At 70.5% G+C, this 12194-nt stretch carries 8 protein-coding genes; 3 read left to right on the plus strand and 5 right to left on the minus strand.

Annotated elements, in window-relative coordinates:
• Window positions 1-104 precede the first annotated feature (104 nt).
• Entirely contained in the window at window positions 105-740 is a 636-nt protein-coding gene (locus KY5_RS39525; protein ID WP_098246707.1) for an AAA family ATPase, read from the minus strand.
• 384 nt (window positions 741-1124) lie between these two features.
• Between KY5_RS39525 and KY5_RS39530 the strand changes: the two genes are divergently transcribed.
• On the plus strand, window positions 1125-2885 hold the full coding sequence (locus tag KY5_RS39530) for an ABC transporter ATP-binding protein (protein WP_199843719.1): 1761 nt from the start codon (window positions 1125-1127) through the stop codon (window positions 2883-2885).
• 137 nt (window positions 2886-3022) lie between these two features.
• Window positions 3023-3835 carry a maleylpyruvate isomerase family mycothiol-dependent enzyme gene (locus KY5_RS39535; protein ID WP_098247795.1) on the plus strand — a complete coding sequence of 271 codons (813 nt, stop codon included), beginning with the start codon at window positions 3023-3025 and terminating at the stop codon, window positions 3833-3835.
• Here the strand turns inward: KY5_RS39535 and KY5_RS39540 are convergent.
• On the minus strand, window positions 3730-4851 hold the full coding sequence (locus KY5_RS39540) for a 3-oxoacyl-ACP synthase III family protein (protein ID WP_098246709.1): 1122 nt from the start codon (window positions 4849-4851) through the stop codon (window positions 3730-3732). The genes KY5_RS39535 and KY5_RS39540 overlap by 106 nt on opposite strands.
• Before the next feature lie 609 nt (window positions 4852-5460).
• Between KY5_RS39540 and KY5_RS39545 the strand changes: the two genes are divergently transcribed.
• Window positions 5461-8361 (plus strand): helix-turn-helix transcriptional regulator, encoded by a 2901-nt coding sequence (locus KY5_RS39545; RefSeq protein WP_098246710.1) that lies wholly within the window; start codon window positions 5461-5463, stop codon window positions 8359-8361.
• A 99-nt stretch (window positions 8362-8460) separates the two neighbouring features.
• On the opposite strand, the gene KY5_RS39550 is transcribed toward KY5_RS39545, so the two are convergent.
• The 3 genes from KY5_RS39550 to KY5_RS39560 all read right to left on the minus strand — a co-directional run bounded on the left by KY5_RS39550 (window position 8461) and on the right by KY5_RS39560 (window position 12025).
• On the minus strand, window positions 8461-10185 hold the full coding sequence (locus KY5_RS39550; RefSeq protein WP_098246711.1) for a 3-hydroxyacyl-CoA dehydrogenase family protein: 1725 nt from the start codon (window positions 10183-10185) through the stop codon (window positions 8461-8463).
• Between the two features lie 70 nt (window positions 10186-10255).
• Window positions 10256-10705 carry a nuclear transport factor 2 family protein gene (locus tag KY5_RS39555; protein WP_098246712.1) on the minus strand — a complete coding sequence of 150 codons (450 nt, stop codon included), beginning with the start codon at window positions 10703-10705 and terminating at the stop codon, window positions 10256-10258.
• A 57-nt stretch (window positions 10706-10762) separates the two neighbouring features.
• Window positions 10763-12025: a cytochrome P450 gene (locus tag KY5_RS39560; RefSeq protein WP_098246713.1), complete on the minus strand. Its 1263-nt coding sequence runs from the start codon at window positions 12023-12025 to the stop codon at window positions 10763-10765.
• Window positions 12026-12194 lie beyond the last annotated feature (169 nt).

Raw genomic sequence — 12194 nt, forward strand, 5'->3', positions numbered from 1 at the left:
GTTTACGGGGGATCGCCCACGCGGCCCGCCCCCGCCGCGCCCGTGCCACCGCGCCCCGCAACCGTCGTACTCCCGCATCGCCTTCGGTGTCCCTGTCGGCGTCGTCACCCGGCGCACCGGGCACCCCGGGGGGGAGGCGACTGCCGACCCCCGGACGCGGCCCGGTGCCGTGCCGCCCGTACCCGTTCCAGGAACAGCGCGACCGCGGGGGCGAGCTCCGCGCCGTCGGCGCCGGACGGTGTGAGGGCGAGTGGGCCCAGGCGCAGGACCGCCTCGTCGCCGAGGCCGAGCGGATGGCGGCCCGCGGCGAGGATCCGTACGCCCGGAGCACCGTCCAGGAGCGCGTGGACCAGGTGGACGCAGTCCGCGCGCACCGGGTCGAAGTCGTCGAGCACCACCAGCATCCGGCGCGACCGCAGCCGTGCCACGAGGTCCGTGACGCCGACCGCGGCGCCGGTGCCCTCGACCGCCGCGTCCAGTGCCTCGGCCACCGCTTGTGCCACCGTCCTGCGCCGTCCGGGCCCGCCGTCCCACCAGCGCACGCGCACCACACCGTCCGGGAGCGAGCCGCCGACCGCGGCGGCCGCGTGTGCGGCGAGGAGGCTCTTGCCCACTCCCGCACCACCCACCACCGTGACGAGGCGGCGCTGCGCGAGGAGCCTGCGCAGCGCCCCCAGTTCCTCGGTCCTGCCGACCAGGATCCGCCCGGCGAGGGGCCGCCCGGACAGGGCTCGCTCCATCGGACCGCCGGTCCTCGGCCCGGACCGCTCCCGCCGGGCATCGCCCGCCCCGTCTCCCCGTACTCGCACGCCGCTCCACTCCCACTCGCGTCCTTCACCGCCGCGAGCCCGACTGCCCGCCCCGTGCCACGGTCGCCGTGCAGAATCGTCACTGCACCGGTTTCGACAGATCGTCTAACTCTCCGTCGACATCCGGGGTAGTGAAGCGCCGGACGAATCATGCGGGGCAGCTAACCCTCGTAACCCTGTACGAGCGCCCGTCGGGAGACGCGTACCGCGCCAGTCAGGTGGATCACTGTCCGGCGCGTCCTGTCAGTCGTGACCGACGCAGCCCCGGACTCCGCGAGAGCCGCCCCCGCCTCCACCCTCAAGACGACCGAACGCCTGCCCGCCAGGGAGACCTGGCGCGTCCTGTACCGCCACTTCCGGCCGCACCGCGGTGCCGTGGCGCTCGGCGCGCTCTTCACGCTGATCGGCGCGGCGTCGGGGCTCGCCCAGCCCCTGGCGGCCAAGTCGCTCGTGGAGCGGCTCGGCACCGACGAGTCGATCACCGGCATCCTGCTGCTCCTCACCGGGCTCGTGCTGCTCGGCACCGCGATCGAGTCCGTCGGCGCGTACGTCCTGGAACGCACCGCCGAGTCCGTGGTGCTCGCGGCCAGGCGCACCCTCATCGGACGGCTGCTGCGGCTGCGCCTCGCGGAGGTGGAGCGCACCCAGCCGGGCGACCTGATGTCGCGGGTCACCTCGGACACGACGCTGCTGCGCGCGGTGACCACCCAGTCCGTGGTGTCCGCCGCCTCCGGTGGGCTCACCTTCATCGCGACGATCGTGATGATGGCGCTGATGGACCCGGTCCTGCTCGGCGTCACGCTGGGCGTGATCGTGCTCATCGGCGGCGCGACGGCCCTGGTCATGCCGAAGATCGCGCAGGCGACACAGCGCGCCCAGGAGGCGGTCGGCACGATCTCGACCGCGCTGGAGAGGGCGTTCGGCGCCTTCCGCACCCTCAAGGCGTCCGGTGCCGAACGGCGCGAGGCCGCCGCCGTGCAGGAGGCCGCCCAGGAGGCGTGGCGGCACGGCGTCCGGTCGGCCAAGTGGCAGTCGGTGGCGTGGAGTTCGGTCGGGCTCGCCGTGCAGGTGTCGTTCCTCGCGGTGCTCGGCATCGGCGGCGCGCGGGTCGCGTCGGGGGCCATCTCCATCGCGACGCTGGTGGCCTTCCTGCTCTTCCTCTTCTATCTGATCGACCCGGTCTCGCGCCTGGTCGAGGCGGCATCGCAGTACCAGGTGGGCTCGGCGGCCGTCGCCCGCATCGTGCAGGCGGAGCGGCTGGAGACGGAGGAGGTGGACGGGCCGGAAGAGGGGGAGCCGGTGGGGCAGGCGCGGGCGGGCGCCGCCTCCGTCGTCTTCGAGGACGTGCGTTTCCGTTACCGCGAGGACCTTCCGTACGTCCATCACGGCGTGAGCTTCCACGTGCCGGGGCCCGGCATGACCGCGTTCGTCGGCCCCTCCGGCGCGGGCAAGACCACCGTGTTCGGCCTGATCGAGCGGTTCTACGACGCCTCGGGCGGCCGCGTCCTGGTCGACGGCAGGGACGTCCAGGAGTGGCCGCTCGCCGAACTCAGGGCCACCATCGGGTACGTCGAGCAGGACGCGCCCGTCCTCGCGGGCACGCTGCGCGAGAACCTCCTCTTCGGGGCGCCGGGCGCCACCGACTCCGACGTCGACGACGTCCTCGTGCGCGCTCGTCTCGACGCCGTGGTGGCGCGGCTGCCCGAGGGCCTGGACACGGTCGTCGGACACCGGGGCTCCAAGCTCTCCGGCGGTGAACGGCAGCGGGTGGCGATCGCCAGGGCGCTGCTGCGGAAGCCGCGGCTGCTCCTGCTCGACGAGGCGACCTCGCAGCTCGACGCGGTCAACGAACTGGCCCTGCGGGACGTCGTGGCGGAGGTGGCCCGTGAGGTGACGGTCCTCGTGGTGGCGCACCGCCTGTCGACGGTGACGCTGGCCGACCGGATCGTGGTGATGGACGTGGGAGGCGTCCGCGCGACGGGTACGCACGCCGAACTGGTGGCGGCGGATCCGTTGTACGGGGAGCTGGCGGCGACACAGTTCCTCGCGACGTCGGCGGGGGTGTCGGCGACATGAGCCGGTCCATGGGATCCGGCGCGGGCCGGGAACCGGGTGCGACCCCTGGCCACTCCCCGTACCGCACCTTCTCCGCGGTCCTCAACAGCCCCTGGTTCGTGCCCAGTAGCCTGCGATCGGTGGTCTATCGTGACGCCATGACGCGTCCGAGCCCGAGCGCGGTCCACGACCGCTACGCCGCCCGCATCCTCGACCAGACCGCCCTGCTGACCTCGGCCGTGGCCGGCGCCGACCGCGCCGCGCCCGTGCCGGGGTGCCCCGGCTGGACCCTCGCCCACCTGCTGCGCCACGTCGGCGGCGCGCACCGCTGGGCCGAGACGATCGTGCGGACCCGGGCCACCGGGCCCGTCTCCGACGACCAGGTCAACGACGTCACGCCCGACGAGGGCGACGACCTCGCCACCCTCTCGCAGTGGCTGACGGACGGGGCCGAGCTCTTCGCGGACACGCTGCGCGCCACGGACCCGGACGTCCCCATCTGGACCGTGGCACCGGGCGGGACACCGGAGTTCTGGGCGCGCCGGATGACGTTCGAGACCGTCGTGCACCGCTTCGACGCGACCGCCGCCGTCGGCGCGAAGTACACGCTGGACGCGGAGGTCGCCGTCGACGGCCTCGACGAGTGGATCGAGTTCAGCACGCTGCCGCAGGCGTACGAGTCGGCCGAGGTGCGGCGCGCGCTGATCGGGCCCGACCGCGGCCTCCACTTCCACGCCACCGATGCTCCGGAGGGCACGGGGGAGTGGCTGATCGACCTCACCGGCGAGCCGTTCACCTGGCGCCACACCCACGGCAAGGCGACCACCGCCGTACGGGGTCCGCTCACGGACCTGCTGCTCCTGCTCTACCAGCGCCGTTCGCCGGTCGCGGCCGACGGGATCGAAGTCCTGGGCGACGAGGGCCTGTTCGCTGACTGGCTGACCGGTGCGGGGCACTGGCTGCGCAAGTGAGGTAGGGCGTCCCAGCGGATCAGGGCGGTCCCGATGGACATGCCGCCGCCGAACGCGGCGAGCAGGAGCGTCTCGCCGTCGCCGAAGGAGCCCGCGCGCCGAGCCGTGTCCAGGGCCAGCGGTACGGAGGCCGCGCCCGTGTTGGCGTGTTCGGCCACGGTCAGATGGGCCCGTGCGCGGGGCAGGCCGAGGTGGGGGAGCACGTCGGCCAGCATGGCTCCGTTGGCCTGATGCGGTACGAAGTGGTCCACGGCGGCGGGGTCCGTGCCGCAGGTGAGGAGCAACCGGTCGATGGCGGCGGGGAGTTCGTCCGTGACGAACTCCCGCACGGCACGCCCCTGCATCTGGAAGAAGTGGTCACCCGACGCGAGGGTCTTCTCGGAGGCGGGCAGGCGGCTGCCTCCGGCGGGGACCTTGATCATGTCGTGATGGCGCCCGAAGGTGGTCAGGTGCGATCCGATGATGCCGTGACCCGCGCGCACCGGGCCGAGCACCACCGCTCCCGCGCCGTCGCCGAACAGGACGGCTGTGCGCCGGTCGGACGGGTCGATGATGCGTGAGTACACGTCCGCGCCCACCACGAGCCCGAACCGCGGGGCCCCTGCCGGATCGGCGGCGAGCAGGCGGGCCACGGTGACCAGTGCGAAGACGAATCCGCTGCACACGGCGTTGATGTCGAACGCGGCCGCGTCGACGGCGCCGATGCGGTGCTGCACCAGGCTCGCGGTGGCGGGCTGAGGGCTGTCGGGAGTCGACGTCGCCACCACGATCCAGCCGAGCTGACCAGCGGTGATGTCGGCGTCGGCGAGGGCGGCCCGGGCCGCGGCGACGGCCAGGTCGGACGTCGCCTCGTGGTCGGAGGCGTACCGGCGTTCTCGTATGCCGGTCTTGCGGACTATCCACTCCGCGGTCACACCGGCTCGATCGGCGACGAGTCCATTGGACACTTTGTCGACCGGGAGGAATGAACCGGTGCCGCGAATTCCGGTAGTGAATGCTCCCTGCTGGGCGGTCACGATCTTCTCCTGGTCGCTCGTCCGTGTGGAGGCAACTCGACGCTAGGAAGACCGATCGACCTGGGGGAACCCCTAACGGCGGGCTCGACCCCCTTATCGGTGTGGGGCGGGACCGCAGTTCGATGGTCACTCCCCCTATGCGTCCGCGATGCGTTTCCTTTTCGGTCATTTCATCAATCACGGAGTGTCACACCGGGCGGAGTGGGGTGGGCGGTGCCGGATGCCCCGAGCTCTTCTCGATTTTAACGAAAAAGTAGCGCCGTACCTGCTGGGACTGTCGGCGCTTTGCGTGATCCGCTACCCTGACCAGCCGTCTCGCCTGGGGTTTTGATTGGCGTATGGGTGATTTTATGTGATCGAAATCGATTGCGCACGGTGATCGCGTGGCGCAAGGTCGATGGTTGACAGGCGCACTACCACAAGGGTTTCATCGGACGGTGTGGTGCACAGCTGGCGTCGTTGACTAATCAATTGGAAGACCGCGGTAAAGATTCCCCCACGTCACTCCGTAATGCCTGTTGTAAACCATGTGTGGCTCCGGCTGCTCGGCCGGTGGAAGGTGGGGGATGCGCGCCGTGGTCAGTCGAAAGTCGGGGGTTGAGCTTTCTGATGCTGATCGACAGGGAATCGGAAGTCATAAGACTTGAGTCTGCCCTGGTTGACTGTGCATCCAATAGAGCAAGAACCATCGTCATCGAGGGCCCTGCGGGCTGCGGGAAGACTGAACTGCTGGAATTTGTCGCAGCGCGCGCCCTGGAAGGCGATGCGGTCGTCCTGAGGGCGACAGGAATACCGTCGGAATCCATGGAGCCGCTGGGCGTCCTGCGCCAGCTGCTGCTCGGGGCAGGGCTGCCGACCGAGGTCGAGCGGGAACTGCACCGGCTCCTGGCGGAGGAGGCGGCGGCCGCCGCCTATGGCCTGGAGGGATACTCGGGCTCGGTCGGGTCCCTCGGTCAGGGTGGACCCCTCGCCACGGGCGGGCCCCTCGGCCCGGGTGGCAGCCCGACGTCCGGGCGCGCCGTCCGCATGCGGAAGTTCTGCGCCGCCCTGCACACGGTCGCACGCGACCGGTTGGTGGTGATCGGTGTGGACGATCTCCAGCACATCGACAACGAGTCCCTCGAGTATCTGCTCCATATCGCGGGCAATTCGCGGTCCACACGGCTGTTACTGGCTTTCGGTGACGTCCTCTACTACCGGCAGCAGGACGCCGGGTACCGCACCGAATTCCTGCGCCAGCCCAACTTCGAGCGCATCAGGGTGGATTGCCTCGACCGGTCGGGTACGGCCCAACTCCTCGCGCATCTGCAACCGGACACGCCGATGAGTGAGGAATTGCTCGACTACGTCTACGCGCTCACCGGAGGCAACCCCCTACTCGTACGCGCCCTGCACGAGGAGGGGCCGATCGCGGACCACCTCGCCGAGCAGAAGGAGTCGGGCGATCCGCTGGTCGGCGAGTCCTTCGCGCACGCGGTGCTGATCTGTCTGGAGCGCAGCGGCCCGATGGCCGGCAAGGTCGCCGACGGCCTCGCCGTGCTCGACGATCTCGCCGCGCACGACCTGCTCACGGAGCTCTGCGAGCTGCCGCACGCCGTCGCGACGAAGGCCATGCGCGCCTTGCGGGCGGCCCGCGTGATCGTCGACAACCGGTTCCGGCATCCGGCGGTGCGCAGAGGCGTTCTGGACGGCATGGCCCCCGAGCACAGGCGCCACCTCCACCACCGGGCCGCCGAGCTGTTGCACCGGCAGGGCGCCACGGCGGCCACCGCGGCAGCGCACCTGCTCGCGGCCGGGCACAGTGACGAGGAGTGGGCGGTGACCGTGCTCAGGGACGCCGCCGAGGAGGTGCTCGCCGACGACGTGGACGATCTCGCGGTCGACTTCCTGGACCTGGCGTACCGGCTCTGCGGCGATCCGGTGCAGCGCATCGAGATCAGGGTGCGCACCGCGGTGATCCTCCGGCGCAACCATCCCTCGGCGGCGGAGAAGGTGGCCGAGGGCCTGCTGCGGGCGATCCACGCCGGTGAGGTGCCGACCCGTCAGTTGATGGCGATCGTCGACCTGTTCCTCGTACACCGCCGGGTCGAGGAGGCGTTCGAGGTCATGACGAAGGCGCGGACCCTCGCGTACGAGGCCGCGCGGGCCGGGGGCGCGGAGGGCGCCGCCGTCGACACCCGGGTGGGATCGGACAGCGCCCTCGCCCAGCTCGTGGAGGCGCGCTACCCCTGGGCCGAGGGCGGCGTGCTCGGGCCGCCCAAGGTGGGCGGCGGCGGATCCTCCGTCGTCCTGACGCCGAACCTGGAGCGCTCGGTCCTCGACCAGCCGTGGAGCCTCTCGCTCGGTCTCAACCGTGACGACTACGTGATCGCCGCTGAAGAGCTCCTGCGGCACACCGTCCTCACGGACGCCACGCTCGAGCCCATCGCCAGCGCCATCAAGTGCCTGCTCTTCTCGGGGAACACCCAGAAGGCGGGCTTTTGGAGCGAGTCGTTCCTGGAGAGCGCGGAGCGGCACGGCGCCGACGGCTGGTCCGCCCTGTTCGCCGGGCTGCGGGCCGAAGTCGCCTTCGCCCAGGGCAATCCGGGGTGCGCGCAGAAGTACACGCAGGCCGGCATCGCCCGCATCGTCGAGGGCACGGACAGCGTGCTGGTCAGCGGTCTCATCTCGCTTCAGGTGATGGCGCAGATCGCGCTCGGCGACATCGAGGGCAGCGCGCGCCGACTCAACCAGCCGGTGCCCAGCGCGGTGTACGGCAGTGCCTACGGGCTCGTCTACCGCCGGGCCCGAGGCCACCACCACCTGGCCATCAACCGGCTGGACGCGGCGCTCGAGGACTTCGTGGCCGTGGGCGAGCAGGCCCGGCGCTGGGGAGCGGACCAGCCCGCGTGGCTTCCCTGGCGCGGCGACGTCGCCGAGGTGCTCCTCAGGCTGGGGGAGCGCAAGGAGGCGGAGCGTCTCGTCATGGAGCAGATCGCCCGGGTGGGAGGCAACAACCTGCGCACCCGCGGGATCTCCCACCGCATCCTCGGCGCGGCCGTCGGCGGCGACGAGCGACTGCCGCTGCTCACCCGCGCGGTGGCGCAACTGCGGCTCGCCGGTGACCGTCTGGAACTGGCCCGCGCCATGTGCGACCTCGGCGACGCGCACAAGCAACTGGGCGACTGCGACCAGGCGGCGATGGCGGCAAGGCGGGCCTGGGAGCTGGCGACGGAGTGCGGCGCCCAGCCCCTGCGCGCCCGCATCGACCAGGAACACGATGTGAACAGCTGGGGCACCACCGCGTGGAACGCGCCGGTGGACATCCGGGACGCGAAACTGAGCGACTCGGAGAAGAAGGTCGCCGCCCTCGCGGCCCGTGGCTACACCAACCGGGACATCTCCTCACGCCTCTATGTCACGGTGAGCACGGTCGAGCAGCATCTGACCAGGGCGTACCGGAAGTTGAACATAGGGGGTCGCCAACAGCTGCCGATAGACCTGCAGTTCGAGGTGGACGAAGTCGCCTGAGCTGCGAGGCCGACGACATCTCCTGGGCAAGGCGGCGGAGAACGCCCGTGGGGTGCGGCGCGACCGACCGGTCGCGCCGCACCCCACGGGCGTTCGGCGTCATCCCCGGGCGTGGTTGAGGAATCCCACCCCGGTCTTGCGTCCCAGGTGGCCCGCCCCGACCAGGTGTTCCAGATAGTGCGCGGGGGCGAGCGAGGGTTCGAGGAAGGTCTGGTGCAGCGTGCGCTGGATCTGCAGGGAGACGTCCAGACCCACGACGTCGAGCAGCCGCAAGGGCCCCATCGGATGGCCGTGGCCGCCGGTCATCACGCGGTCGACGTCCTCAGGGGCGACCGCATGCCCCTCGACCATGCCGATCGCCCGGTTGAGGAACGGGAACAGCAGCGCGTTCACGATGAAACCGGCCCGGTCGGCACACCCCACCGGCTGTTTGCCGAGCGCGGTGGCGAGCGTGTGGGCGGTGGCGACGGTCTCGTCGGAGGTGAGCGCCGTGCGGACCACCTCGACCAGGCGCATGACCGGTGCCGGGTTGAAGAAGTGCATGCCGAGGACGTTCTCGGGTCGTCCGGACGCGGTCGCGCACTCGATGATGGGCAGGCTCGACGTGGACGAGGCGAGTACCGCGTCGGGGCGGCAGAGGGGCCCCAGCGCGGCGAACAGCCTTCGTTTGACGGCGAGTTCCTCCACGACGGCCTCGATCACGAGATCACAGCCGTCCAGCGCTTCCAGTTGAGAGGCCCCGGTCAGGCGGCCCATGGTCGCCTCCAGGTCGGCGGACGTCAGCTTGCCGCGCGTCACCGCCTTGCCCAACGAACGCTCGACGGCCAGCAGCGCGCCCTTCGCCTTCGCCTCGCTGCGGGCCACGAGGACGGTCGGGTGACCGGCCCGCGCACACACCTCGGCGATGCCCGCGCCCATCGTGCCCGACCCCACCACACCGATCGTCCGTATCGGGCGGGCGGCCGCGGCGCCCTGGCGCGCTGCGGGGGCGCCGGACCCGCGCTCCGCGGAGTAGTCGTAGAGCCCGCGCCCCGACTTCCGGCCGAACAGTCCGGCCGCCACATAGTGGGAAAGGAGCGGGGCGGGCGCGTACTGGCGGTCGCCGGTACGCGTGTACAGGGCCTCCAGCGAATCGTGGGCCACGTCCAAACCGATGGCGTCGAGCCGTGTCAGCGGCCCCATCGGCAGCCCGCAGCCCAGGGTCATGGCCGCGTCGATGTCCTCACGCGACGCGTAGCGCTGCTCGTACATCGTCACGGCGCTGTTCAAGTACGCCATGGTCAGCGCGCCACCGATGAAGCCCGGCCGGTCGGGCAGGGCGACCGCGTCGAGCCCCAGGCCCGCCACGAAGCGCTCCGTCGCCTCGCGGACGGCTCCGTCCGTGAGGGGAGTGGTGATCACCTCGACGACCTCGAGCGGGTCCGCGGGAAACAGGTGCAGGCCGACGGTCCTGGCCAGCGCGCCCCAGCGCGAGGCGAGCTCGGTGACGGACAGCCCGGTCGTGGTGGTGGCGAACACCGTGGAGGGCGCGCACAGTGCGCGGGCCTTCCCGATGACGTCGGCCTTGAGGTCGAGGCGTTCCGGGAGGGCCTCGATCACCAGGTCCGCGTCCGCGACGTCCGCCACCGACGCGGACCAGCGCACCGCGCCGGGCCGTTCGCCGTCGGAGGAGCGCTCCGCCACCCGGTGCCGCCCGGCGGTCAGCGCCGCCTCGTCCGCCTCGACGGCGATCACGGGCAGCCCCGCGCGAGCGAGCAGATCCACCAGGGCGGATCCGACCGCCCCGATGCCGACCACGGCGACCTGCGAATAGCCCAGGGACATGCGAGGGATCCTTTCGAGCAAATCGACGGACGAGCCTGTGGGTGGTGCCCGGACGCGCCCGGACGAGGTGTCAGGTCCGGGCGACGACGCTCGCGTCGCCCTTGCCGTAGAAGGCCTGCATCCGATCGACCAGACCGTCGTCGTTGACGTGGATGACCATCACGATGTTGACCCGGATCATCTTGTTCTCCGGGTCCTCGGGCGGATGCGGCGGAAGGAGGCCGCTCTCGGTCATCGCGGGCCCCGCGAGGGGAAGGTAGTTGAACGTCGAAACCATGGGGACCGCGGCCCAGCCGTCCTTGGACGCCACCGGTGAGCCCGCGTCCTCATAGGCCCCGGAGAATATCGCGGCGGCGGCACGCTGACTCAGCGCGTGCAAACCGTACTGCTTTCCGTTGCCGACCGGATCCTCGAAGCAGCAATCCTCGGCATAGAGCTTGAGCAGCCCGTCCACATCGCCTTCGTTGATCTTCCGGCAGTGGTCGAGGATGAGCTGCTTTGCCAGTTCTTCGTCGGGCATGTGATCTCCGGAACTCCACGCGATGGCTGACGTATGTGACGCGACAAGTGATGCGGTTCAGGCGGGCTTCACGAAGACCGGCAGCGATTTCACGCCGAAGAAGTTCTGCTCGTAGAAACCGAGGGGGACGTCCCGGTTGAGCCGCACGTCCGCGTAGCGGTCGAAGAGGAGGTTCAGGGCGACCTTTCCCTCAAGGCGGGCCAGCGGAGCGCCGATGCAGAAGTGAATTCCCTTGCCGAAGGCGAGATGCGGGTTCTGCGTACGATGAATGTCGAAGACATCCGGATCCGTGAACTGCCGCTCGTCGCGGTTCGCCGAAACCAGCCAGGGAATGACGATGGACCGTTCCGGAATGGTCGCCCCCGACAGCTCCACATCCTTCGTGGTGTACCGCGCGGTGATGGTGAACGGCGGCCGATAGCGCATCACTTCCTCGACCGCCGCGGGGATGAGCGACCGGTCCGCGCGCAGCTCGGCCGGGGCCCCGGGGTTCTCGTCGAACGAGAGCACGGAGCTGCTGAGCATCATGGTGGTCGTGATGTGCCCCGCGATCAGCAGCAGCCGAGCGAAGTTCACCGCCTCGGCGCCCGTGATGCGCTCGCCGTCGAGCTCGCTGCTCACCATCTTGCTGAGCAGGTCGTTCCCCGGCCGGGCGCGGCGCTCATCGAGCATGCCCTCCAGGTAGTAGTCCATCTCCTCGATCGCAGAGCGCAGACGTTCGTACGTCTCGGGGTCGTCGATGCCGGCGATCTTCGCCGCGATGATCCGGTCCGCCCAGTGCCGGAACACCGGACGGTCCTCGACGGGCACCCCCAGCAACTCGGCGATCACGATGACCGGCAGCGGATGCGTCAACTGCCGGACCAGGTCCAGTTCGCCCGCGTCGCCCGCCGAATCGAGCAGTTCCTCGCCGATCTCCAGGATGCGCGGCTCCAGTTCGGCGACCGTGCGCGGCGTGAAGACGCGGCTGATCTGACGCCGCAGATGGTGGTGTACGGGCGGGTCTATCTGCGCGAGGTCGCCCTTGGCCACCTCGGCCGCCTTCGGGGAAATCGCCGTCGGATCGGAGGAGAAATCCGCGTACTCGGTCAGTACATGCTGCACATCGGTGTACCTGAACACGTGCCAGCTGCCATTACTGCCCTGCACAACGGGAAACTCGGCACGCATCCTCCGCAGCCAGGAGAACAACTCATCGCCGCCGTCGGCAGTCGAAGGAGGGGTGAGTGAAACAGCCGGTTCGGACACGGAACAGCTCCCGTCTTCACGCGAATCACCATCGTTGCCCGGCACCTTATCCACGGAGCGACCCGCAGCCATCCCCAGAAGTTCCCTAGGGGGCGGGAGGCACCCCCTAGGGGGTGCCTCCCGGGTGCTAGGGGGCCTGCGGCGGCAAAGCCCGGTCGACAGGCGACGGCACCGACTGCTGAGATCGGTACACCGGGTCCGCAGGTTCCTGAACTCTGCCCGGCGACACGGCCCGTCCCGG

Source organism: Streptomyces formicae, from assembly GCF_002556545.1.
Classification (GTDB): domain Bacteria; phylum Actinomycetota; class Actinomycetes; order Streptomycetales; family Streptomycetaceae; genus Streptomyces; species Streptomyces formicae_A.

Bases quoted from the DNA above. Each gene is read 5' to 3' on its own strand.
- KY5_RS39525 (WP_098246707.1), bottom strand. From the start codon at position 740: ATGGAGCGAGCCCTGTCCGGGCGGCCCCTCGCCGGGCGGATCCTGGTC.
- KY5_RS39555 (WP_098246712.1), bottom strand. From the start codon at position 10,705: ATGCCCGACGAAGAACTGGCAAAGCAGCTCATCCTCGACCACTGCCGG.
- KY5_RS39535 (WP_098247795.1), top strand. From the start codon at position 3,023: ATGACGCGTCCGAGCCCGAGCGCGGTCCACGACCGCTACGCCGCCCGC.
- KY5_RS39545 (WP_098246710.1), top strand. From the start codon at position 5,461: ATGCTGATCGACAGGGAATCGGAAGTCATAAGACTTGAGTCTGCCCTG.
- KY5_RS39560 (WP_098246713.1), bottom strand. From the start codon at position 12,025: ATGGCTGCGGGTCGCTCCGTGGATAAGGTGCCGGGCAACGATGGTGAT.
- KY5_RS39550 (WP_098246711.1), bottom strand. From the start codon at position 10,185: ATGTCCCTGGGCTATTCGCAGGTCGCCGTGGTCGGCATCGGGGCGGTC.